At 44.5% G+C, this 23590-nt stretch carries 15 protein-coding genes; 11 read left to right on the top strand and 4 right to left on the bottom strand.

Going from position 1 to position 23590, the window contains the following annotated elements:
* The first annotated feature begins 17 nt into the window (after window positions 1–17).
* The 8 genes from addB (at window position 18) to H7968_RS08850 (ending at window position 14314) form a co-directional block, all read left to right on the top strand.
* A complete protein-coding gene (addB, locus tag H7968_RS08885) occupies window positions 18–3491 on the top strand; it encodes a helicase-exonuclease AddAB subunit AddB (RefSeq protein ID WP_227395794.1) in 3474 nt (1157 codons plus the stop codon).
* The gene (addA, locus tag H7968_RS08880; RefSeq protein ID WP_227395793.1) at window positions 3469–7143 is read left to right on the top strand and encodes a helicase-exonuclease AddAB subunit AddA; all 3675 of its coding nucleotides are present in this window, start codon (window positions 3469–3471) and stop codon (window positions 7141–7143) included. Before addB ends, addA begins: the two co-directional genes overlap by 23 nt.
* 90 nt (window positions 7144–7233) lie before the next feature.
* Window positions 7234–8409 (top strand): DUF418 domain-containing protein, encoded by a 1176-nt coding sequence (locus H7968_RS08875; protein WP_406566393.1) that lies wholly within the window; start codon window positions 7234–7236, stop codon window positions 8407–8409.
* A 68-nt stretch (window positions 8410–8477) separates the two neighbouring features.
* The gene (locus H7968_RS08870; protein WP_227395791.1) at window positions 8478–9386 is read left to right on the top strand and encodes a fumarylacetoacetate hydrolase family protein; all 909 of its coding nucleotides are present in this window, start codon (window positions 8478–8480) and stop codon (window positions 9384–9386) included.
* Window positions 9387–9979: 593 nt separating this feature from the next.
* A complete protein-coding gene (locus H7968_RS08865; protein ID WP_134375272.1) occupies window positions 9980–10351 on the top strand; it encodes a YisL family protein in 372 nt (123 codons plus the stop codon).
* Window positions 10352–10519: 168 nt separating this feature from the next.
* Window positions 10520–12031: a phytoene desaturase family protein gene (locus H7968_RS08860; RefSeq protein WP_227395790.1), complete on the top strand. Its 1512-nt coding sequence runs from the start codon at window positions 10520–10522 to the stop codon at window positions 12029–12031.
* The gene (locus H7968_RS08855) at window positions 12028–13509 is read left to right on the top strand and encodes a phytoene desaturase family protein (RefSeq protein WP_227395789.1); all 1482 of its coding nucleotides are present in this window, start codon (window positions 12028–12030) and stop codon (window positions 13507–13509) included. Before H7968_RS08860 ends, H7968_RS08855 begins: the two co-directional genes overlap by 4 nt.
* On the top strand, window positions 13487–14314 hold the full coding sequence (locus H7968_RS08850; protein ID WP_227395788.1) for a phytoene/squalene synthase family protein: 828 nt from the start codon (window positions 13487–13489) through the stop codon (window positions 14312–14314). Before H7968_RS08855 ends, H7968_RS08850 begins: the two co-directional genes overlap by 23 nt.
* A 178-nt stretch (window positions 14315–14492) precedes the next feature.
* Here the strand turns inward: H7968_RS08850 and H7968_RS08845 are convergent, their stop codons facing one another.
* The 4 genes from H7968_RS08845 to H7968_RS08830 all read right to left on the bottom strand — a co-directional run bounded on the left by H7968_RS08845 (window position 14493) and on the right by H7968_RS08830 (window position 19663).
* Window positions 14493–15872: an ammonium transporter gene (locus tag H7968_RS08845; RefSeq protein WP_227395787.1), complete on the bottom strand. Its 1380-nt coding sequence runs from the start codon at window positions 15870–15872 to the stop codon at window positions 14493–14495.
* Window positions 15873–15899: 27 nt separating this feature from the next.
* On the bottom strand, window positions 15900–16241 hold the full coding sequence (locus tag H7968_RS08840; protein ID WP_227395786.1) for a P-II family nitrogen regulator: 342 nt from the start codon (window positions 16239–16241) through the stop codon (window positions 15900–15902).
* A gap of 196 nt (window positions 16242–16437) precedes the next feature.
* The gene (locus H7968_RS08835; protein ID WP_227395785.1) at window positions 16438–17781 is read right to left on the bottom strand and encodes an MATE family efflux transporter; all 1344 of its coding nucleotides are present in this window, start codon (window positions 17779–17781) and stop codon (window positions 16438–16440) included.
* A 124-nt stretch (window positions 17782–17905) separates the two neighbouring features.
* A complete protein-coding gene (locus tag H7968_RS08830; RefSeq protein WP_227395784.1) occupies window positions 17906–19663 on the bottom strand; it encodes a glycoside hydrolase family 13 protein in 1758 nt (585 codons plus the stop codon).
* Window positions 19664–19997: 334 nt separating this feature from the next.
* Between H7968_RS08830 and H7968_RS08825 the strand changes: the two genes are divergently transcribed.
* The 3 genes from H7968_RS08825 to H7968_RS08815 all read left to right on the top strand — a co-directional run bounded on the left by H7968_RS08825 (window position 19998) and on the right by H7968_RS08815 (window position 23534).
* Window positions 19998–21281, top strand: a complete 1284-nt coding sequence (locus tag H7968_RS08825; protein ID WP_227395783.1) for a sugar ABC transporter substrate-binding protein — start codon at window positions 19998–20000, stop codon at window positions 21279–21281.
* A gap of 100 nt (window positions 21282–21381) precedes the next feature.
* Window positions 21382–22692, top strand: coding sequence for a carbohydrate ABC transporter permease (locus tag H7968_RS08820; RefSeq protein ID WP_227395782.1), 1311 nt, complete (start codon window positions 21382–21384; stop codon window positions 22690–22692).
* Window positions 22692–23534 carry a sugar ABC transporter permease gene (locus H7968_RS08815; RefSeq protein WP_227395781.1) on the top strand — a complete coding sequence of 281 codons (843 nt, stop codon included), beginning with the start codon at window positions 22692–22694 and terminating at the stop codon, window positions 23532–23534. Before H7968_RS08820 ends, H7968_RS08815 begins: the two co-directional genes overlap by 1 nt.
* Window positions 23535–23590 lie beyond the last annotated feature (56 nt).

Genomic DNA, 23590 nt, shown 5'->3' with positions numbered 1-23590 from the left:
TAAAGGGGGGCTTTGTCATGGAAATGGAGATAAGAATGGGACGTTCGGGAACGGGAAAAACGGATTCGATTATTCGGGATATTACATCTGCTGTAAAAGCAGATCCGTCCGGACAACCGATTTTCCTGATTGTACCTGAGCAAATGACGTTTCAGTCTGAATACCGGCTTGCACTCGAGACGGGCGGTATGGTAAGGGTTCAGGTGATGAGCTTTACCCGGCTGGCGTGGCGGGTGCTGCAGGAGACGGGAGGAGCGGCGCGGCAGCATATTAACCGTACCGGGACGAATATGCTCGTGAGAAAATTAATCTCAGAAGAAAAAGATCATCTCGTGATGTTTAATAAAGCCGCACGTAAACACGGATTTACCGGGCATGTTGAAAAAATGCTGACGGAATTGAGACGGTATTGCGTGCGTCCTTCTGAACTGCTTGAAAAAACAGCTGAACTTTCTGCTGAATCTGCCCCGAAATCACTGGTGGATAAGCTGAAGGATATTGAACGTATTTACGAGGGTTACGATCGCCACTTAAAAGATAAATATATAGATTCCGAGGACTATTTACAGCTTCTGGCTCAAAAAATAGAACAGTCGGATCTGATCAGACGTTCAACGATATACATAGATGGATTTCACAGCTTTACACCTCAGGAGTATCTGGTTATTGAAAAATTGATCAAACAGTCGGAACAGGTGACAGCGGCACTCACTGTCGATGCCGATTTTAAAGATCCTGCACTGTTCAGACAAACAACAGAAACGTTTTATACATTAAAAAACATTGCAGAGGAAATGGGATCCTCATTTAAAATGGAGCGCTTTACCGAAAACGAAAAGTATCGGGGCAGCGGTCTTGAATTTCTGGAGCGGTTTTTTGATCAGCCGCTGAAGTCATTTGAAGAACAGGCAGATCTGCTGGTAATTGAATCGGCCAACCGCCGGGCAGAGGCTGAAGCGGTTGCGCGTGAGATCCGCAGACTTGCAAGAGATGAACAATACCGTTATAAGGATATAGCCGTTCTGCTTCGTAATGGAGAAGCCTATCATGAGGTCATCGAACCTGTATTTAATGATTATGAAATTCCGTATTTCATAGATAAAAAACGGACGATGCTGAATCATCCGCTGATTGAATTTATCCGCTCAACGCTTGAAATCGTCACAAAACATTGGCGATATGAAGCGGTTTTCAGAGCAATCAAGACGGAGATGTTCTTCCCGCCTGAAGCGGATGCAGAAATACTCCGCGGGAAAATGGACCGCCTGGAGAATTTCGTTCTTGCGCAGGGGATTCAGGGAGACCGCTGGCTGAATGAAAAAGGATTTTATTATAAACGGTTTAAGGGACTCGATTTTGTGCACCTGCCACAGACGGATGATGAGAGAATGATTCAGGACGAGCTGAATGACATGAGAGAGCTCGTCACTGAGCCGCTTAAACAGCTGATCAGTCAGCTGTCTCAGGCAAAAACCATTCGAGGTTTTTGCGAATCGCTGTTTTTATACCTGGAACATCTCCAGGTGCCGGAGAAGCTCGAAGCCATGTCAGTCAAGGCAGAAGGCGAGGGTGATGTTGCATCTGCAAGAGAGCATGATCAGGCGTGGGATGCTGTCATGGACCTGTTGAATCAGTTTGTGGAAATCTCCGGTGACGAAAAGATGACAGTGAATGAGTTCAGCAGTGTGCTTGATGCAGGAATTGAAGCGCTTGAGTTTTCGCTCGTGCCGCCAGCCATTGATCAGGTAATTGTGGCAGATATGGAACTCTCGAGGCTGCCTGCAGTCAAAGCGTCATTTGTGATGGGTGTTAATGATGGCGTACTGCCTGCCCGTATTCAGGATGACGGAATCCTGGCTGAGGACGATCGTGTATTTTTGGAAAGGGCAGGAATGAAGCTTGCTCCCGGTGTGAGAGAGCGTCTTTCCGGTGAGGATTTTCTTGCCTACAGAGCATTTACTTCACCATCTGAAAAGCTGATCATGAGCTACCCGATTGCCGATGAGGAAGGAAAGTCATTGATTGTATCGCCGTATATCAAAAAAGTAACGGATATACTGCCCGATCATAAACAGAAGCTTGCCGTTAATGATCCGGTTGAAATCACCACAGCGGAGCAGATTGACTATATTTGTCATCCTGTTCCGACCGCTTCCTTTTTGACATCTCAGCTTCAGCAGCTGAGAAAGGATTATCCGATCCACGACAGCTGGCGTGAAACGTACAATTTCTATGTGCGTGATCACGGATGGAAAGAGAAAAGCAGAACCATTTTGTCAGGATTATTTTATGAAAATCGCGCGAATCCACTGTCAATGGAAGCGGCAAAGGAACTTTACGGATCATCGATTCTTGCAAGTGTGTCGAGAATGGAGCGGCTCAACAGCTGTGCCTTTTCCCATTTTTCAAGTCACGGTCTGAAGCTTCAGGAGCGGAGTATCTACAGGCTTGAAGCGCCTAATATCGGAGAGCTGTTCCACGCGGCATTAAAATGGATTTCTGAAGAGCTTTTGAAAAAAGGAGTCAGCTGGAAATCACTCAGCCGTAACGAATGTGCAGAGCTTGCACAGGCTGCAGTCACACATATTGGCCCTCAGCTTCAGCATGACATTTTAAACAGCTCCAATAAGCATCGTTATATTGCAAGAAAGCTTCAGGGAGTGATCAGTCAGGCATCTTATATTCTAAGTGAGCATGCGCGGGCTGGCGATTTTGAACCGTTGAGAGTAGAGCTTGGATTTGGTCCGCGTCAGGAGCTTCCGCCACTTCACGTTCAACTGGATGGCGGCAGTGAAATGGCGCTGCAGGGACGGATTGACCGCGTCGATCAGGCAAGGGCAGGGGATCGCGTTTACCTGAGAGTGATTGATTATAAATCAAGCGTCAAGGACCTTGATTTCACTGAGATTTATTATGGTTTGTCACTTCAGATGATGACGTATCTCGATGTCGCCCTTGAAAATGCCGACCGGCTTGTTAAGCAGAAGGCGGAGCCAGCCGGGGTTTTATATTTCCATCTTCATAATCCGCTGATTAAAACGAAGAAGCCGTTAAGCGATGAGGAACTTCAACAGGAGATGTTGAAAAAATATAAAATGAAAGGCCTGATACTCGGTGATGAAGAAGTCGTTCAATTAATGGACCTGACACTTGAACAGGGGAACTCTTCCATTATCTCTGCGGGCTTTAAAAAGGACGGAAAGCTTCGTTCAGATTCAAAAACAGCAAGCCGCTCACAGTTTGAATTTATGAGAAAACATACTCGCAACATGTTCAAACATTCCGGGAACAGGATTGTAAACGGGGATGTGTCGATTGATCCTTATGAATATAAAAAGCGGACGCCGTGCCAGTTTTGTTCCTATCGTTCTGTATGCCAGTTTGATACTGGACTTGAGGAAAACCGGTACCGGTCGCTTAAGCCGAAAAAAGCAGAAGATTTATTCAGTGCCATGAAGGAGGATACACATGATTCCAGTGAAACCCGCTGAAGCCACGTGGACCGATGATCAGTGGAAGGCAATATGGGAAAAAGACCGGGATATTCTCGTTGCAGCGGCAGCAGGATCAGGAAAAACAGCTGTCCTGGTTGAGCGGCTCATTCAAAAAGTGCTGAACCCGGATGACCCGGCAGATATTGATCAGCTGCTTGTCGTAACCTTTACCAATGCCTCAGCAGCTGAAATGAAGCATAGAGTCGGGGAAGCGCTCGAAAAGGCGCTTGCTGAAAATCCTGAATCACGACGTCTCAGACGCCAGATGAGTCTGTTAAATAAAGCCTCCATCTCAACGCTGCACTCATTTTGTCTTGATGTGATCCGTAAATATTATTATCTGATTGATATCGATCCCGGATTTCGAATCGCGGATGATACAGAAGCTGAGCTGTTAAAAGATGAAGTGATCGAAGAGCTTCTTGAAAGAGAGTACGGAATACCTGAAAATGATTCTTTTTATGAACTTGTCGAAGCGGTCACAAATGATCGCAGTGACGATGCACTTCACCAGCTGATCAGAAGGCTCCACACCTTCTCGAGATCTCACGCCAATCCGGATGAGTGGCTGGACCGGATTATTGAACTACACCAGACTGACGGAATGGACATCGATGATCATCCGCTTGCCGGGTATATTTTGTTTCATGTCCAGCTTGAAATAGAAGGGGCGATTCAGCTGATTGAAATGGCATTGCAATCTTCCCGTGAGCCTGGCGGACCGGCACCAAGAGCGGTGAACTATGACGATGATCTCAGACAGCTGATGATGCTGAAAAGCGCATCAGGATGGGCAGAAACAGAAACAGCTTTACAAGCGATTTCTTTTACAAGGCTGAAGCCGTGTAAAGGAGACGACTATAACGAAGATCTTGTGGAGCAGGCAAAAAAATGGCGCGATCAGGCGAAAAAAATGATCGATGCACTCAAAGATAGCTTTTTTTCAAGAGCGCCAGACCGGCTGCTGCAGGACATGAATAAAATGACCGGGCAGCTTTCAACGCTGATTGAGCTCGTGAAGGAATTTGAACACGGATTTCGTGAAGCGAAAGAAGAGCGTGGACTTGTGGACTTTAATGACCTGGAGCATTTTTGTCTTGATATCTTAAGGGAGCCCGGAACAAATGATCCGTCCCAGGCAGCGATCCATTACCGCAATCAATTTAAAGAAGTGCTGGTGGATGAGTATCAGGATACAAATATGGTGCAGGAAACGATTCTCCAGCTTGTCAAAACAGGAACTGAAAAGAACGGGAATCTGTTTATGGTTGGTGATGTGAAGCAGTCCATTTACCGTTTCCGCCTGGCAGAGCCGAACTTGTTTTTAGGGAAATACAGAAGCTTTCAGCAGCCTGACAGCGGACTGAAAATTGACCTTTCCATGAACTTCAGAAGCCGTCCTGAAGTGCTTGACGGGGTCAACTTTATTTTCCGTCAGATCATGGGTGAAATGGTCGGGGAAATCGATTACGATCAGGATGCAGAGCTTGTCAATGGTGCTCCTTATCCGAAGGAACAAACGACACCGGTAAAGCTTGCGCTGATTGATCAGGCAGACCCGGATGTGCCTGAGGAAACGGCCGAAGAGGTGATGGATGAGCGAGAGCTTGAGCGGTCCGTACTTGAAGCGAGATACATGATCCGTGAAATCCGTCAGATGATTGATGAAAACAGACAGGTATATGATGTAAAACAAAAAAGGTACCGTCCCCTTGCGTACAGGGATATTGTGATTTTGACGAGATCGATGACATGGACACCGGACATTATGGATGAATTCAGACAGGCCGGTATCCCTTTGTATGCCAATTTATCAACGGGGTATTTTGACGCAACAGAAGTAGCGATTATGATGTCTTTACTGAAGGTGATTGATAACCCGATGCAGGACATTCCCCTTGCGTCCGTTCTCCGGTCACCGGTGATGCGATGTACAGAGGAGCAGCTTGCAACGATACGCACCTTTGCCTCATCAGGAACGTTCTGGGATGCACTGCAGGCGTTTTATCACCAGGGTGGGAGAGCGAAGGATGAAGGGCTTCACGATAAGCTGGGCAGATTTTTGGAGAATTTGAAAAAGTGGCGGTCAATAGCGCGGATGGGATCCGTATCAGCGCTCGTCTGGCAATTGTTCCGCGATACACAATTTTACGATTTTGTCGGAGGTCTGCCTGGTGGAAAGCAGCGCCAGGCGAATCTGCGTGCGCTTTATGACCGTGCCCGTCAATATGAGTCGACTTCCTTCAGGGGGCTGTTCCGTTTTCTGCGCTTTATTGAAAGAATGCGTGATCGGGGAAATGACCTTGGAACAGCACGTGCGATCAGCGAGCAGGAAGATGTGGTCAGACTGATGACCATTCATTCCAGCAAAGGGCTTGAGTTTCCGGTTGTCTTTATTTCCGGAATGGCAAGGCAGTTTAATGAAATGGATCTTAGGGGCAGGTTTTTCCTCGATAAGGAATTTGGACTTGCCATGCCTTATGTAAATACAACGGCCAGATTAAGCTATGATACACTTCCTCAAATGGCGTTTAAGGAGAAGAAGCGTCTGGAGAACCTGGCAGAGGAAATGCGAATTCTATATGTGGCGATGACGCGGGCAAAAGAAGAGCTCATCCTGATCGGTACGGTAGCCGATGCGGAAAAAGCATTTGAAAAGTGGTCCGCTTCAGGAAATCATGCGGACTGGCTGCTGCCGGATTATACGAGAAAAGGAGCGCGCTCTTACCTTGACTGGGTCGGGGCTGCACTCGTCCGCCATCAGGATTTTCATGAAGTCCAGTCGGATCGCGTTCTGCCGGATTCATCGAAATGGAAAGTAAACCGGATCTTAAAGGAAGAACTTCAGCAAAATGAGAAAAAAGATGAGCAGGCTTCTGCCGACCTTGAGCATGTGCAAAAACATGAGCCGCTTCATGTGGATAGCTCTTATAAAGAAGAGGTACTTAACCGACTGACCTGGCACTATGCGTATGAGAATGCGTCTGTCACCCGGTCAAAACAGTCTGTGTCTGATATTAAAAGGCAAAATGAAGTCCGTGACGAATACAGTGTGGATCAGGTCGTGAAAAAAGATCGAAAAAAACTGTATGACAGACCGGCATTTATGCAGGAAGAAAAAATGACTGCTGCAGAAAGAGGAACGGTCATGCACGCAGTTATGCAGCAAATACCTTTAACGCAAAAGCCTGATCGGGAGTCTGTGCAAACACTATTAAGCGAACTCGTGTTAAAAGAGATTTTGACAGAGGAACAGGCAAAGTCAGTCAGAATCAACCAGCTGCTCGGCTTTTTTGACAGTCCTCTTGGCAAGCGGCTGTTATCTGCTAAAAGTGTCAGCAGGGAGGTTCCATTTACGATCGCTGCCTCTCCTGAAGAAGCAGGGCTTAAAGGTAAAGTGAATGACCACATTATTATTCAAGGGATTGCCGACTGTCTGTTTGAGGATGAACAGGGCTTGGTATTACTGGATTACAAAACGGATTTTACAGACCGCAGCAATCCTTTAGAAGAGGAAAAACTTGCAGCGCGATACCGGGTTCAGGTTGACTTATATAAAAAGGCTCTCGAAAAAAGCCTGAACAGGAACATTAATGAGTCGTATTTATATTTCTTCCATTCTGAAATGGTTATTAAAATGGAGGAATAATGTCAGGTTGAGCGGCGCCGAGTTAAGTCTTGTCATGCGTAGGGACAGGGCATCAGGCAAAGCTGAAATAGAGAAAGCGGAGGGATGAAAGTGAGCATTCAGCCACTGGAACAGCAGGGCAGAATTCAGGCGCTTGACGTCATGAGAGGATTTTCACTGCTCGGGATTTTTATCGTTAACATGATTTCATTTCACTCACCGATTTATTATTATGATCCATACTCATGGTGGGGAGATTCGGTAAATGCACAGACTTACTGGTTTATCAATGTGTTTGTCCAGGCGAGCTTTTATCCGATTTTCGCGATGATGTTCGGAGCGGGTCTTGCCATTCAGTACTACCGGATGAAAGAGAAGGGGCAGAGTTTTACCGGCTTTGCCATAAAAAGACTCGCTGTATTACTGGTCATCGGAATCATCCACGCCTTTCTTGTATGGTCGGGAGATATTCTGATTACTTATGCAGTGACGGGATTCTTTTTAATCTGGATGCTGACTTTAAGCGGTAAAATGCTGCTGATTTTAGGTTTTATCATTTATTTTCTGCCGCAGACACTGCTGGCAGTTATTCTGATTTTCGCTTCGGCCGTTGATCCTACAACGGTGACGAACTTCAGCTCGGTTCAGGGGATTGAATCTTCTATCAACAGTTACGGTGCAGGAACCTTTGGTGAGATTTTCAATCAGAGAATGGATGACTGGCTGGTTGCCAACAATACGACTGGATTTGTTTCCATCGTCATTGCGATCCTGCCGCTTATGATGATTGGTGCGGGTATTGCCAAAACGGGACTGCTTCGGAGAGTTTCAGAGAATAAAAAATGGATTGCGGTTCTTGCGGTTGTCTTTTTGGCAGCAGGTCTTGCAGTTAAAACAATTCCTTACTGGGCAGAGACAAATCTCGCCTATGACTTTATGCAGGACTTTGTAGGAGGACCGCTGCTTTCTCTTGCTTATATGGCGATTATTGCACTGGCTGTGACAAGCAGTCTGGTGGCGAAGCTTCTGAGCCCGCTTGCTAAAACCGGCAGAATGTCATTGACGAACTACCTGTTGCAGTCTGTGCTCGGAACCTTGATTTTTTACAATTATGGACTCGGTTTATACGGCGAAGTGACGCTTTTGACAGGGACATTAATGGCCCTTGGGATCTTTATTATGCAGGTCATTCTGTCTGAAATCTGGCTCTCTAAATTTAAACAGGGACCAATGGAAAGTCTCTGGAGGAAATTAACATATCCGAAAACTCAAAAAATCTCAAAATAGTTCTGCCAGTATAATAGAAAGCATGTATAATAGAAGAACAATTCAGACTTTTAAGGAGTGTACACCAAATGAAATTTTTATCTTTCCGTTTTGAAGACAAACTGCTCTACGGAGTAAAAGTAAAGCGAGAGGAAGCTGCCTGGAATATTGTCCGCATTCATAAAGAACTGCTGCCAAACGAACAGGTGCCTGCAACTCTTTTAGAAGGTATTCAAAGCGGAATGGAACTGCAGGAAACAGTGAGAAAATGCATCCGTGCAGCAGAAGAAAGCGATCATGTTTCCCGCTATAAAGTGAAATTTGATGACCTCGTATGGGAAGCGCCAGTACCGCGCACCCCGAAAAACGTGATGTGTATCGGCAAAAACTACCGTGACCATGTGCTTGAAATGGGATTGGAAAGCGATCTGCCGGAGGATCTTGTGGTCTTCACAAAAGCATCAACATCCATCACAGGCGACAGCAGCCTGATTCCTTCCTACGAGGAATTGACGAATGAGCTGGATTACGAAGGTGAACTGGCCATCGTCATCGGTAAAAGAGGGAAAAACATTCCTGAAAAGCAGGCCATTGATTACGTATTTGGTTACACCATCGTAAACGACGTAACAGCCCGCGACCTTCAGAAAAAACATAAACAATTCTTCCTCGGCAAAAGCCTGGATGAAACATGCCCGATGGGACCATTCCTTGTATCAAAGGATGAAATTCCAAATCCAAACAAACTGAGCATCGTCACAAAAGTAAACGACGAAATCCGCCAGGACGGCAACACATCAGACATGATCTTCTCAGTCGAAAACATCATCTCTACTCTTTCAAGAGGGATGACACTTGAGCCAGGAGACGTCATCGCAACAGGAACACCTGCAGGAGTAGGAAAAGGCTTCAACCCGCCTAAATTCCTTAAACAGGGCGATGTTGTCAAAGTGTCTGTCCAGGGTATCGGGACACTGACAAATGAAATTGGTGAATAATGAGTAAAAAACAGACACTCCGTGATGGGGTGTCTGTTTTTTTGGTAATGATAAGTATACCTGAGAGGGTACGCACGCATTTATTTGACCACTTTTTGTGGTTATTTAACCACTCTTTCGCAGTATTTAACCACTCTTTTCGATTATTTAACCACTCTGTGGCTTTATTTAACAACACTGTCTGGAATCCATAAGACAACGGTAATTGTTAATTACATTCTAAAACTTTATTGAGGGGCTGAGACATCCGAAGACTCCTGCGGCAGAGAAGCGACAGGTGAGACAGCGTAATGCGCAGCATTAGCTGGCTCACCGCCCGGCCTTAGAAAAGCGGAGGCGACTCGTTCAGCCCCGACAAGCATAAGGCGAAGATGAAAAGAGGGCTGATCTTCGCCCTCGTTCAGCTTTGACTTATGACCTCGAGGGGCTAGTCGCTGGAGCTGGACAAATGAAAGCGTAGGGTGTCTGAGACCCGGTTTACAATAATCCCCTCAAAAACATTAGACAAAATCCTGTCAATGTTTTTGAGCAAAACAAAAAGGGAATATGGTAGCATAGAGATAGTTCACTATTATGTATCAGGAGGTTTTGGGATGCTTGACAACACACACTTACACATCACAACGTGGGTATTAGGTATTATTCTATTTTTCGTTGCATTAGCACTTTATAAAGGAGCCAATGCAAAAGGCGCTAAGATTGTACATATGATTCTCCGCCTTCTTTATATTCTGATCGTTTTCACAGGCGCATGGTTATTCTTCCTGAACTCACAGTTCGATGCTGCTCTTTACGGCGTCAAATTCCTGATGGGGATTCTTGTAATTGGGTTTATGGAAATGATCCTTGTACGAACGAAAAAGCAAAAGCCGACAAAAGTAATGTGGATTCTATTTGCCGTTGCGCTTTTAGTGACGCTTTACTTTGGATTCAGCCTGCCATTAGGATTCAACTTTTTAATGTAAAAGCCGCTTATTTAGCGGCTTTTTTCTGTATACTTGTTAACTTTTAGAAGGCCTGCATTCAGAATTGTTTTCAACCCGACACGTGTGTATACTAATAACATCAACTATCTGTATAACATATGTATAATTTATGTACACAAAATGTTCGTTAGAAATGGAGGCAAAAATATGAGCCGCTCAATCGCTGTGATCGGAGCAGGACCGGGGGGTCTCGCGGCAGCCATGCTGCTTGCTTCAAAGGGATATGAAGTAGATGTTTATGAAAAACACCCGTTTGTAGGAGGGCGAAACAGTTCTTTTACACAAAACGGTTATACATTTGATGTAGGTCCGACATTTTTAAGCATGCCGGAGATCGCTGAAGAGCTATTTCAGGAGGCTGGGAGGGATCTGCACGATTATGTGGATCTTCAGGAGCTGGACATGATGTACGAGCTCGTATTTCCTGATAAACAGGTGAAAATGTATCGTGATCCCGAGAAAATGAAGGAACAGATCCGTCATTTCTTTCCCGGGGATGAAAAGGGTTATGATGCATTTATGAATGATACCCGTAAGAAAATGGATGCGCTCCGCCCGATTCTTCAAAGCAAAATGGACCGTTATTCCGATTACCTGACGCTAAAGGTGCTGAAGGCGTTGCCGGAGCTGTCTCTCGGTAAAAGCCTGTATGATGTATTAAGTAAATATTTTCAGCATGAACAGCTGAAGCTCGGCTTTACTTTTCAGGCTAAATATCTTGGCATGTCACCATGGGAATGCCCTGGTGCATTTTCCATCCTGTCCTTTATGGAGCATGAATACGGCATTTTCCACCCGATTGGCGGTGTGAATCAGCTGTCAAAGGCGATGGCGAAGGTGGCTGAAGAACATGGTGCGCGCATTCACTTGAACAGTGGTGTGAAAAAACTGCTTTTTGATAATCAGAACAATGTAACAGGTCTTATTCTTGAGTCCGGGAAAGAAGTGGAAGCGGATGATGTGGTCATTAATGGGGATTTTGCGCACGTGATGACGAACCTCGTTGACGAAGGTAAGTTAAAAAAATTCAGCCCTAAAAAGCTCGAGGCCAAAAAATACTCCTGCTCTACTTTTATGATTTACCTGGGTGTTGATAAAACATATGATTTACCTCACCATACGATTTCTTTTGCTGAGGATTATAAAAAGAATGTGGATGAGATTATGCAGGACTATGTTATGTCCGATGATCCTTCCATCTATATTCAAAACGCCTCAGTAACGGACCCTACACTCGCTCCGGAAGGGAAATCAGCTATTTATATTCTCGCACCGGTACCGAATAACATGAGTAAGCTTGATTGGGAACAGCATCAGGATACGTTCCGTGATCTTGTGCTTGATTCAGTTGAGAAGAAAACAGGGTTTAAAGGGTTACGTGATCATATTGAAACAGAAAGAATCATCAGTCCAATCAATTGGGAAATGGACTTTAATGTGTATAAAGGGGCAACATTCAGCCTCGGCCATCAGCTAAGCCAGATGATGACGCTACGGCCGCACAACAAATTCGAGGAACTTGGAAACACGTGGCTTGTCGGTGGAGGAACCCATCCGGGAAGCGGACTGCCAACCATACTGGAGTCAGCAAGAATTACGACAAACTTACTTACACAGGAAAGAAAACAGCATGCACCTGTGGCGGATGGTGCTGTATGAAAAACATATCAATTATAGGCGGCGGAATAGGCGGCATGATGTCTGCGTTACTTTTGTCTGTTAAAGGGTTTAACGTGACGCTTTTTGAAAAGGAAGCTGCATTAGGTGGGCGATTGGCTTTTCACCATCATGGTGACGCTAAAATCGATAAGGGGCCAACGATTGTTCTGCTTCCTGATATGCTGAAAGCTATTTTAAAGGAAGCGGGCGTTCATGAAAATGACTACGAACTGATTGAATGCGATCCGCTTTACGATATTCATTTCGCTGACGGAACGACCTACACGAAATATCGTGATAAAGACAAACAGATGGCGGAAATCAGCAGGGTATTTCCGGGAGAGGAAACTGGTTTTAAACAGTTTATGGCGGATATGACTTACAGATTTAACGAGGGTAAGCCGCGTTTTCTGGAGCAGTCCTTTTTAACGCGATGGCAGACCATTCAGCCAGCCACGCTTAACTCACTGAGAAAACTGAAAGCATTCCGCTCAGTATCAAAACAGCTTCAGACGTATTTTACTGACGACCGTCTGAAAACGGCTTATGCACTCCAGACGTTATATATAGGAGGCAATCCATTTGCAACACCGGGTATTTATTCGCTCGTATCCTACAGTGAACATGAGCACGGGATTTATTATGTAAAAGGCGGTTATGCGAGTCTTATTGACGTTCTTGAACGTGCAATGGATAAGCAGGGTGTTCGCATCGTCAAAAAAGCAAATGTCGAAGAGGTTGTTATTGAGGCTGGAAAGGCTTCCTACATTAAATATAACGGTACTCTTGAACAAACAGATGCCGTTGTATTAAATGGTGATTTTCCAATTGCAGAAAAGCTGGTCAGACAGCAGGGGCGTCAGTATCAGCCATCTTCAGGTTGTATGCTTTTATATGCAGGAATTAAGGGGAGTTATGTCGAAAAGAAGATACACCAGTTTTATATGGGTGAGAACTTTGAACGTAATATGAACCAGATTTTTAAGGAACAGAGGATTCCGGAAGATCCGTCTTATTATGTCTTCAACCCTTCAATTGTTGATGCCACTCTGGCACCTGAAGGCGAGAGCGTTCTCTATGTACTCATCCCTGTTCCGTCAGGAGATACAATTGACTGGAAGAAGGAAAAGGACAGACTTGCCGAGCAGGTGTTGTCCCGAATGGAGAAGCAGGGGTTTACAGATTTAAAAGAACGGCTGAATTGGCTGGATATCAGGACACCGGAAGAGGCAAAGATGGAAGGGTTGTATGCAGGAGGAAGCTTTGGTATTGCTCCTACACTGTTTCAGTCGGGTCCATTCAGGCCTCAGTTTCAGCCGTATCCGGAATTAAAAAATGTGTTTGCTGTCGGAGCGTCTGTGCATCCGGGCGGCGGTGTGCCGATTGTGATGCAGGGAGCGAAGTTATTAGCGGATGGGATCGAAAAAATGGTTCACGGAAAGGATGAGATCAAGCATGGAACTGACGAAAGCTTATAAAGAATGTGAGAACATTATAAAAGAGCATTCCAAAACATTTCATCGTGCATTTTCTCTGCTTCCCGGCGATCAGAGGAGAGCCGTGTGGGCCATTTACGGCTTTTGCCGAACGGTTGATGACATCGTGGATGAAAGTGAATTCCCGGAAGAAGAGTTAAGGATCTTTGAACAGGAGTTCGCCAATTTCCTGAATGGACACGTTGATTCTTCAAATGCCAGGTGGGTCGCCCTCGCTGATGTATTTTCAAAATATGATATGAATGTCCAGGCTTTTCAGGATATGGTGAAGGGGCAGAAGATGGACCTTGCTCACAGGGATTACAGAACCATTGATGATGTACTGGATTATTCGTATCACGTAGCCAGTACGGTAGGGCTGATGCTCCTGCCTGTGCTTGCCCCTGACAACGAAAAAGAGTTAAGGGAAAGTGCAGTCCAGCTTGGATATGCGATGCAAATTACCAACATTTTAAGAGATGTTGGAGAAGATCTGGAGCGAAATCGTGTATATCTGCCGAAGGACGTCATGAACCGTCATCAATATTCAGAGGAACGGTTATATGAGCGTATCGGCGGTGAACAGTTTAATGCTGTATGGGAGGAGCTTGCGGGGCTTGCTGAGCAGCATTATGATGCTGCGATGGCGAAGATGCACCTTTATCCGGTTTACAGCAGGCCACCTGTAAAAGGAGCTGCTGTATTGTATCGTGCGATTCTCGATGAAATACGGAAAAATGAGTATAATGTGTTTACGGTTAAAAACTATGTGTCTTCGAGAGAGAAGGACAGGTTGCTATCATCATAGGTTATTAAGGCAGGTAAAAATACCTCAGCGCTTAGGTGCTGAGGTATTTTATTTGGGCTTCTAAAATGAGCCGGTCCGGGATCATTTGGATACCTTTCACATTGTTTATAAAACTGATGAAATGTTAATCCAAAACAGCAAAAAGCAGAATGTGCCCCCGCACATTCTGCTTTTATAGTTATACTGTTTTTCTAGTTTCGGGCTGTTTAACGGTTGTGCCAAGCTGGTTGAGACGCTCAACAAGGTTACCTGTTGCGTTAGCAGTCTGTGGAGAGCTTGATGACATCAGAGACTCTTTAAACTCGTAAGCGTTTGAACCGTGCTCAGAGTAGTCAAGACCTGCAAGCTCTTCTTCACGGGTAACGCGGATTCCGCCAAGTGATTTCATGGCGAATACGACAGCACTTACTGCAAGACCGGTCCAGAGGATGACAGCACCTACACCGATTGCCTGAACACCAAGCAATCCAGCGCCACCACCATAAAACAGTCCGTTTGCTGTGTCGAATAATCCAACAGCGAGTGTTCCCCAGATCCCGCAGATTCCGTGAACCGCTACTGCTCCAACTGGATCATCAGCACGCAGAACAACGTCGATGAAACGGATTCCTTCTACAAGGATGACCCCTGCAATCAGACCGATCACGATTGCGCCAACAAGTGAAACATTCGCCGTGCCTGCAGTGATCCCTACAAGGCCTCCAAGTGCTCCGTTCAAAGTGATTGAAGGGTCAATCTTTTTAAAGCGGATACGTGAATACAATGCTGAAGAAATTACACCGGCAGAAGCAGATAAAAGAGTTGTGGAAATGACAATCGGAACCAGTGTCGGGTCAGCTGCAAGAGAACTTCCTCCGTTGAATCCAAACCATCCGAACCAAAGAATGAAAACCCCAAGCGCACCTAATGGAATGCTGTGTCCCGGAATCGCATTAACTTTTTTGCCTTCATATTTTCCAATACGTGAACCGAGAAACAGGACGGCAAACAGTGCACCAACTGCTCCGGTTAAGTGAACCACCGTTGAACCAGCGAAGTCTACGAATCCAAGCTCGGAGATCCAGCCGCCACCCCATACCCAGTGACCGACTACAGGATAGATGGCACCAGTCATTAATACGGTAAGGATCAGGTAGCTGCTCAGCTTCATGCGCTCAGCAACGGCACCGGAAATGATCGTTGCACAGGTAGCTGCGAACACGGCCTGGAATAAGAAGAACCCTACGTCTTCAACACCAGATAGGGCGAAGCCGCTTGTGCCGAAAAATCCGTTTGAATTTCCGAACATAATGCCATAACCGACTAAAAAGTAAAGGACGGAACCAATAGAGATTGTCAAAATATTTTTCATGAGGATATTCAGTGTGTTTTTAGCCCGGGTGAAACCTGATTCCACCATGGCAAACCCTGCGTGCATAAAAAATACTAAAATTGCTGCAATCATAACCCACATCGTATCTAATGACAGCTGGACACTTTCAGCTGTGACAGGCGCAGCAAATGCGCTTGTTGTAAACAAACTCCCAATTGCTGTTACAGATAATATTTTCTTCTTCATTGTGAAGCACCTCCAAAATTAGTCTGTTTATAAAACAGCCTGCTTTCCTCTTTCGCCACTGCGAATTCTGATGACTTCTTCGATAGGAGAGATAAAGATTTTCCCGTCTCCCACCTGGCCGGTTCCGCAGGCTTCCAGGATCGCATCAACAATTTCGTCTACACGGTGTTCTTCTGTTACCATTTCAACCTTTATCCGGGAAACGAGGGGAAGCTCATAGGAAGTTCCTCTGAATGCTCCACGCTTGCCTTTCTGGTTCCCGCAGCCTGCTGCTTCAAATACGGTCAGGCCTCCTATTCCGATATGAACGAGTTTTTCACGGAGCTCCTGAAACACTTCAGGTCGAACGATTGCTTCAATCTTCTTCACATTGACCACTCCTTATGTTAGGTTTTCTAACATTTGATAACTTATAGATATAATAATATTCAGAAAACTAACAGAATGCAAGTGTTTTTTAGAAAAAAACGATTATCATGTTAGGTTTTATAACATAAGAAAAAGGATTCGCGTGTCACGAATCCTTCCATTGCAACCATGTAAGCGCATTATTATTTTCAGAATATTAAGCAGGTTTAACAAAACTTTTTTCCATCCAGCCTCGTTTTTTCCATCGTTTCAGCATAATGATCCCCCGAATCCACTCATCAAGAGAAAAGGCGATCCAGATTCCTATGAGACCGAGCCCGAAAAAAACACCAAGCAGATAAGCAAAGAAAACAGCAATTCCCCACATGGATAAAATGCCGATATATACAGGGAATTTTACGTCTCCTGCAGCTCTCAGTGCATTGATGACAACGAGATTAAAGCTTCTTCCCGGTTCAAGAATGATGGTCAGGAAGATCAAGATGGATCCGAGCGCTAAAATATCTTCATTTGATGTGAAGATCCCAAGAAGATTTCTGGAGAAAATAGCAAAAATCACGGCCATGAGCAGAGAAATTAATATAGCCAGTCTCAGACTTTTGATACATCTTTTATAAGCTTCTTCGAATTTACCTGCCCCAACCATATGTCCGATCAGGATCTGGCTGCCCTGACCAATGGCTACGGCAAAAAGGAAAATAAACATCATCAGGTTCTGTGTATACACTTTTGTCGTCAGTGCTTCAGTCCCCATCGCTGCAATAAATGCGGTGATGACAAGCTGTGAAGCGTTGTAAGATAAGTGTTCTCCTGCAGATGGAATTCCGATCTTAAGAAGGTTTTTTAAATGTCCGGCAGGAAGAGAGAATAACTGTCTGAATGGAAGACTGTACTTTGTTCTTCTCAGTAAAAGATAGAAAACAGCACATAATCCAATGACCCGGCTGATCGCGGTTGAATAGGCTACACCTTCAACACCAAGTACTGGAAAGCCGAAAGGACCGAAAATCACGAGGTAGTTACCTGCAACATTCAGGATGTTCATTCCGAGCGTTACGTACATCGCATCTTTTGTAAAACTGTAGCTTCTTAAAATCGCACCGATTGTCATGATGACCGATTGTATAAATGATAATCCACCGACAATCTGAAGGTAGACAGTCGCCTCTGGAAGCAGTTCAGCCGGAATGTCGAGCAGTCTTAATAATTGCTGATCCAGGATAACAATGGCCAAACTCAGCGCAAGTCCGAAGATGAGGTTCGCCACGATTGAAATCACCACAATTTCTGCAGCGCTTCTGTCTTTTTTAGCTCCAAGGTACTGAGCGACGAGTATAGACGTTCCTGTAGCAACAAATCCGAACATGACAATGATTAATGAAAGTATCTGGTTTGCTACCCCAACTGCTGCTACACTGTCATCCGAATACTGGCTTAGCATGAGCGTGTCTGCATTTCCCATCAGCATGTGCAGGGAAATTTCTATAAAAATAGGCCAGGTAAGTGCAAAGAGAGTCATTTTTTTAGCCTGTTTACTCATGGTGTTTGAGGCTCCTTTCCTGACGGTTGTTCTCAACTGTCTGGCAATAATCGTAACGCAGGAAAAAGAGGGTGGACCAAATCCGTTTAGGAGTTGTCACACCCTCAATTTAAAAGGCATCTGTTTATGAATGAATTTTAAGAATCAGTATATCGTTTGCCTTTAATTTTATTTTCCCTTTCTTCCATTTATGTGGGTCACCGGTCAACAGGTTAGTTACCTGCTGTTTTCCGATCGTGTAAGGGAGCTTAAAGCTGTCCTTTTTACTGCTCGTATTGATCGCTACAATGATGGTTTCACCGTCACCTGAACGCTTATAAACGAGTGATTTGGTGCTCACATCAGACGGGAAAAAGCTGAAATCTCCACGGTTGGCAAGCAGTGGTTCTTCTTTACGCAGCGTGATAAGCTTCTTTACAGTTTCGAAAAGCTCAGTGTCCTGTTTCTCAGCATCCCACTCCATACATTTCCGGCAGCCCGGGTCCTGTCCGCCTGTTAAGCCGATTTCATCACCATAATAAATACATGGGGTGCCGTAATAAGTGAGGAGGACGGTAAAAATCTGCTTCAGTTTTTCTTTATCTTCTCCGCACTCTGTTAAGATCCTTGGTGTATCATGACTGCCGATTAAGTTAAAGGTTACTTCATTTACCGGTGAAGGATACATTTGCTGAACCTTTGTCATATTATCAACAAACTCTTCCACGCTGATTTCCTGTTTGGCAAAAAGCTGAAGGATGTTTGTTGTAAACGGATAATTCATCACCGCATCAAACTGATCGCCTTTTAACCATGGGATTGAATCGTGCCAGATCTCACCGAGAATATAGAGATCAGGATTGATTTTCTTAACTTCTGCACGGAATTCTCTCCAGAAAGCCTGATCGACTTCGTTGGCTACATCAAGGCGCCAGCCATCAATATCAAATTCACGAGCCCAGTAGCGGCCCGCCTCGAGCAGATAGTTTTTCACTTCAGGATGCTCGGTGTTCAGTTTTGGCATCATGTGGGTAAAAGCAAATGTGTCGTAGTTCGGTACGGGATCAGTCTGAACCGGGAATTCCCACAGATGAAACCAGTCCTTATAACGCGATTGTTCACCTTTTTCCAGCACGTCCTGAAACGGAGGGAAGAAGAATCCGCTGTGATTGAATACAGCGTCAAGCATGACACGGATACCGCGTTTTTTACATTCTTCAATGAGCAGTTTAAACGTTTCTTTTGATCCAAACTGCTCGTCAATTTCAAAATAATCAATTGTATCATATTTATGATTTGAAGTAGCTTTAAAAATAGGTGTGAAATAAATCCCTGAGATTCCTAAATCCTGCAGGTAGTCGAGATGGTCAATAACGCCCTGAAGATCTCCCCCGAATAAAGAATCTCTTTCAGGGTCCTGACTTCCCCATGGCATTGTACCGGGAAGGTCAAGTGAAGGATCACCGTTACCGAATCGTTCCGGGAAAATTTGATACCAGACCGTATCTTTTACCCAATCAGGTGCCTGAAACAAGTCCGCCTTATTAATGTATGGGAAGCAGAAGTACTCACCAATATCCTCAGGTGGTTCCGGATGAAATCCTTTTTCCCCCAGGAAGGCGCTTTCTTTTTTATCCGTCAGCTTGAAGCCGTAGCGAAGTCTTCTATACTCGGGCTTAATAGACGCTTCCCAGTAGTCGTATACTTGATCAGAACCTGCAAATTCCATCGGTTCGTTCTGGAAGTTCCATGTACCATCTGTCCAGTCGTAAGGGTCTCCGAGGACAAGAGAGACAGAAGTAATATCATTTCTGGCTGTTTTAATTTTAATATGCAGTTCTTCAGATGAAACGGCATATGCCTGTGACCGGTCTGCCCGGTGGTGGATTCCGGATTTAATCATGTAAGCACAACTCCTTCATTGTTACAGTCCGGTATTTATGTAATAGAGATAAGACGGACTGCGGTGTTAATAGAATAATTGCTTACAACCTTATTCGAAAGAAGAATTAAAGTCAATGACTGTTGGCAACTCTTGATGGGAAAATAACAAAAATTAAAAAAATGCATTTTATCTATTGTAATATGAAAAAACTTGATTATAATAAAAGTAGGTTGTGCAATCGTTTTCACAATATAAATGTAAGCGGTTATATTTTTAATCGCTCTTTTTTTAGAGATAGTGTGCAAACGTTTGTACAAGCTCAAGAAAAAACAACCTTTAGGAGGGGTCAATGTTGAAAAAGTATATTTCGATTTTTGCCATGGTACTGCTTTTAATCGGCGTACTGGCAGCTTGTGCACCTGAACGTGAAGAAACATCAGGTTCAGGCGATGGGGACTCAAACGCATCCGGAGATGGAGAAGAAGCAACTTCTGAGCAGCCGGAATCACTAAAAGTATGGGTAAACGACAGCGAAGAGCAAAAAGCTGCGCTTGATGAATTATTCGCTCGTTACACAGAAGAAACAGGAATTGCAATTGAAACAACGCCAATGAACATGCTGGATCAGGTGGAAGCGCTTAACCTTGACGGTCCTGCAGGTAACGGTCCGGATCTATTCTTCCAGCCGCATGACAGAATCGGAAACATCGTTCTTCAAGGACTTGCTGCACCAATCGATCTTGGTGAAGCAGAAGGTGACTATTCAGAAACTGCAATCGAAGCAATCACTTATGATGGAGAAACTTATGGAGCTCCTCTAGTAGTTGAAACGTATGCAACATTCTACAACAAAGACCTTGTACCTGAAGCACCTGCAACAATGGATGATCTGATGGCAATTGCTGAAGAGCAGACAGACCAGGCATCTGAAACTTACGGTTTCCTAATGGAAGCTGCAAACTTCTATTTCTCATATCCATTCTTCGGCGCTAACGGCGCATATGTATTCAACAACGAAGGTGGATCTTATGATGTAACGGATATCGGTCTTAACAACGAAGGTGCTGTAGCTGGAGGAGAGCTTATCCAGTCTTGGTACGAAAATGGATATATCCCGGTTGAAATCAACCCTGACATCATGAACGGTCTATTCTCTGATGGTAAAGTCGGCGTTGCAATCACTGGACCATGGAACATCCCTGCTTACTCTGAAGCACTTGGTGACAGCCTTGGAACAGCAATCCTTCCAACGGTTGACGGAAACAACGCAACTTCATTTGTAGGGGTAAAATCATGGATGGTTTCTGAGTACTCAGAAAACAAAGATGCTGCAACTGACCTTGCGATCTGGCTTACAAACGAAGAAAATTCAACTTTCTACTTCGAGAATGCAGGGGAGCTTCCAGCTAACCAGGCAGCACTTGAAGGTGAAGCTGTAACTTCTAACGAACTGATCGCTCCATTTGCTGAGCAGATCCAGTTCGGAACGCCAATGCCATCTGCTCCAGAAATGCAGCAGGTTTGGGAGCCAATTAATAACGCACTTCTGTTCATCGCACAAGGTGATGATGTACAGGAAGTATTAGATGAAGCTGTACAGCAGATTCAGGATAATATCGCTGCTGCACAACAGTAATTTCACATTCATGACGATGGTGGATAGAAGGATTCCCTCCTTCTATCCACTCACTTTATAGAGATATTGTTCTCTGAACGCTCGCTAGGGAGGCGATGACATGTCAACTGCTAACTCGACAGCTAAAACTTCACATAACCCCAGACTAGCTGTCATTTTATCCATTCTTCTTGCCGGCTTAGGCCAGTTGTACAACCGCAGATACGTTAAGGGAATACTCTTCATTATCCTCGAAGTTTCCTTTATCCTGACGCTTGGGAGATTTCTTAATACTGGTATCTGGGGGCTGAGAACACTCGGTACACTTGAGGGTGTTGATAACTCTGTTTTTCTATTAATCTATGGTTTGATTTCTGTGATTCTTATAGCCTTCTTTATTATTCTTTACGTAGCGAATGTAAAGGATGCTAAGAGAGATGCAGTCCGTCTGCGTAACGGGGAAAAAACACCAACATTTAAAGAAGCAGCACGTAATGTATGGGATGTAGGATTCCCGTATTTCTTCGTAACACCAGGGCTTGTGATGCTTGCTTTTATCGTTATTTTGCCACTGATGTTTACAATTGCACTGGCATTTACAGATTACACACAATACAACCAGCCACCACGTAGCCTGTTAAGCTGGATTGGCTTTGATAACTTTGCACGTCTGTTCTTTGAGACAGGCGGAGCAGGAAATAATATCTGGCAGGATACATTTATCAGTGTATTTACCTGGACGATTGTCTGGACAGTCGTTGCAACGACTCTGCAAATCGCTTTAGGTTTATTTCTGGCTTTACTTGTAAATGATCCGCGTATTAAATTTAAGCGGACAATCCGTACGATTTTAATTCTTCCTTGGGCAGTTCCTGCATTCGTAACGATCCTTGTATTTGCAGCGATGTTTAACGATCGTTTCGGTGCGATAAATACGGATATTCTCGCAATGTTTGACCTTGCGATCCCGTGGCTTCAGGATCCATTCTGGACACGCATTGCATTAATTATGATACAGACATGGCTTGGATTCCCATTTGTCTTTGCTTTGTTTACCGGTATTCTTCAGAGTATTTCAAAGGACTGGTACGAAGCAGCGGATGTGGACGGAGCAAGCCGGTTCCAGAAATTCAGAAACATCACACTTCCACACGTACTGTATGCAACAGCTCCATTACTGATCATGCAGTATGCTGGGAACTTCAATAACTTTAATATTATTTACCTGTTTAATGAAGGTGGACCTGCTGTGCGTGGTCAAAACGCGGGCGGTACCGATATCCTGATTTCATGGGTTTACGACTTAACATTTGAATTAAACCAATACAGTATGGCTGCAGCAATTACGCTGATTCTCGGACTGATTGTTACAGGATTTGCGTTCTATCAATTCAGAAAAACACGTTCATTTAAAGAGGAGGGGAATATTTAATGAGCAAAAAAGCTAAGTCTACACTGGAAGTCACGCTCATTTATCTATTTTTAGCTTTTATGGCTGTTGTAATCGGCTATCCTCTTCTTTGGACAGTTGGTATGTCACTGAACCCGGGTACAAGTCTTTATTCTGCACAGCTGATTCCTGAAAACTGGTCACTCGTTCACTATAAATGGCTGTTTACGGATCCATCAAGTGATTACCTGACATGGTATAAAAACAGCGTCATTGTTGCGATTGCCAATGCCTTTTTCTCAGTTGTGATTACGTCATTTGTAGCCTACGCTTTTTCCCGCTACAAATTCACAGGGCGTAAATACGGACTGTATGCATTCCTGTTACTGCAAATGTTCCCGGCTTTAATGGCGATGGTTGCCATCTACCTTCTATTAAATATGGTCAACCTTCTTGATTCACTGGTGGGTCTGACACTTATTTATATCGGAGGTCAGATACCGTTTAATGCTTGGCTCGTAAAAGGTTATTTTGATACAATACCTAAGGAGCTAGATGAAGCTGCAAGAATTGATGGAGCAGGTCACTTAGGCGTATTCTTCAAAATTATGCTGCCGCTTGCGAAACCGATTTTAGGAGTAGTAGCGCTGTTTAACTTTATGGCGCCGTTCGTTGACTTCCTGCTGCCGCGAATTATTCTCAGGGATCCTGAAAACTTTACGCTGGCACTTGGGCTGTTCAACTTTATCAGCAATCAGTTTGACAATAACTTTACGCGATTTGCAGCAGGTTCGATTCTGATTGCTGTTCCAATCGCACTCGTTTATCTGTTCTCCCAGCGTTACCTGATTTCAGGACTGACAGCCGGTGGAACAAAAGGTTAAACCGTTTGTCTGATTTGCCACTCTGAATACAGCAGATCGAAAGCTTACGATGTTAA

The sequence above is a fragment of the Jeotgalibacillus aurantiacus genome (assembly GCF_020595125.1).
In the GTDB taxonomy this organism is placed as follows: Bacteria; Bacillota; Bacilli; order Bacillales; family Jeotgalibacillaceae; genus Jeotgalibacillus; species Jeotgalibacillus aurantiacus.
The sequence above is the reverse complement of the archived record's forward strand: the minus strand, read 5'-3'. Positions and strand labels throughout refer to the sequence as shown.

Coding starts and splice junctions, on each gene's coding strand:
- H7968_RS08835 (WP_227395785.1), bottom strand. CDS start 17,781: ATGAGTAAACAGGCTAAAAAAATGACTCTCTTTGCACTTACCTGGCCT.
- addB (WP_227395794.1), top strand. CDS start 18: ATGGAAATGGAGATAAGAATGGGACGTTCGGGAACGGGAAAAACGGAT.
- H7968_RS08865 (WP_134375272.1), top strand. CDS start 9,980: ATGCTTGACAACACACACTTACACATCACAACGTGGGTATTAGGTATT.
- H7968_RS08815 (WP_227395781.1), top strand. CDS start 22,692: ATGAGCAAAAAAGCTAAGTCTACACTGGAAGTCACGCTCATTTATCTA.
- H7968_RS08830 (WP_227395784.1), bottom strand. CDS start 19,663: ATGATTAAATCCGGAATCCACCACCGGGCAGACCGGTCACAGGCATAT.
- H7968_RS08860 (WP_227395790.1), top strand. CDS start 10,520: ATGAGCCGCTCAATCGCTGTGATCGGAGCAGGACCGGGGGGTCTCGCG.
- H7968_RS08845 (WP_227395787.1), bottom strand. CDS start 15,872: ATGAAGAAGAAAATATTATCTGTAACAGCAATTGGGAGTTTGTTTACA.
- addA (WP_227395793.1), top strand. CDS start 3,469: ATGATTCCAGTGAAACCCGCTGAAGCCACGTGGACCGATGATCAGTGG.
- H7968_RS08870 (WP_227395791.1), top strand. CDS start 8,478: ATGAAATTTTTATCTTTCCGTTTTGAAGACAAACTGCTCTACGGAGTA.
- H7968_RS08850 (WP_227395788.1), top strand. CDS start 13,487: ATGGAACTGACGAAAGCTTATAAAGAATGTGAGAACATTATAAAAGAG.
- H7968_RS08855 (WP_227395789.1), top strand. CDS start 12,028: ATGAAAAACATATCAATTATAGGCGGCGGAATAGGCGGCATGATGTCT.
- H7968_RS08820 (WP_227395782.1), top strand. CDS start 21,382: ATGTCAACTGCTAACTCGACAGCTAAAACTTCACATAACCCCAGACTA.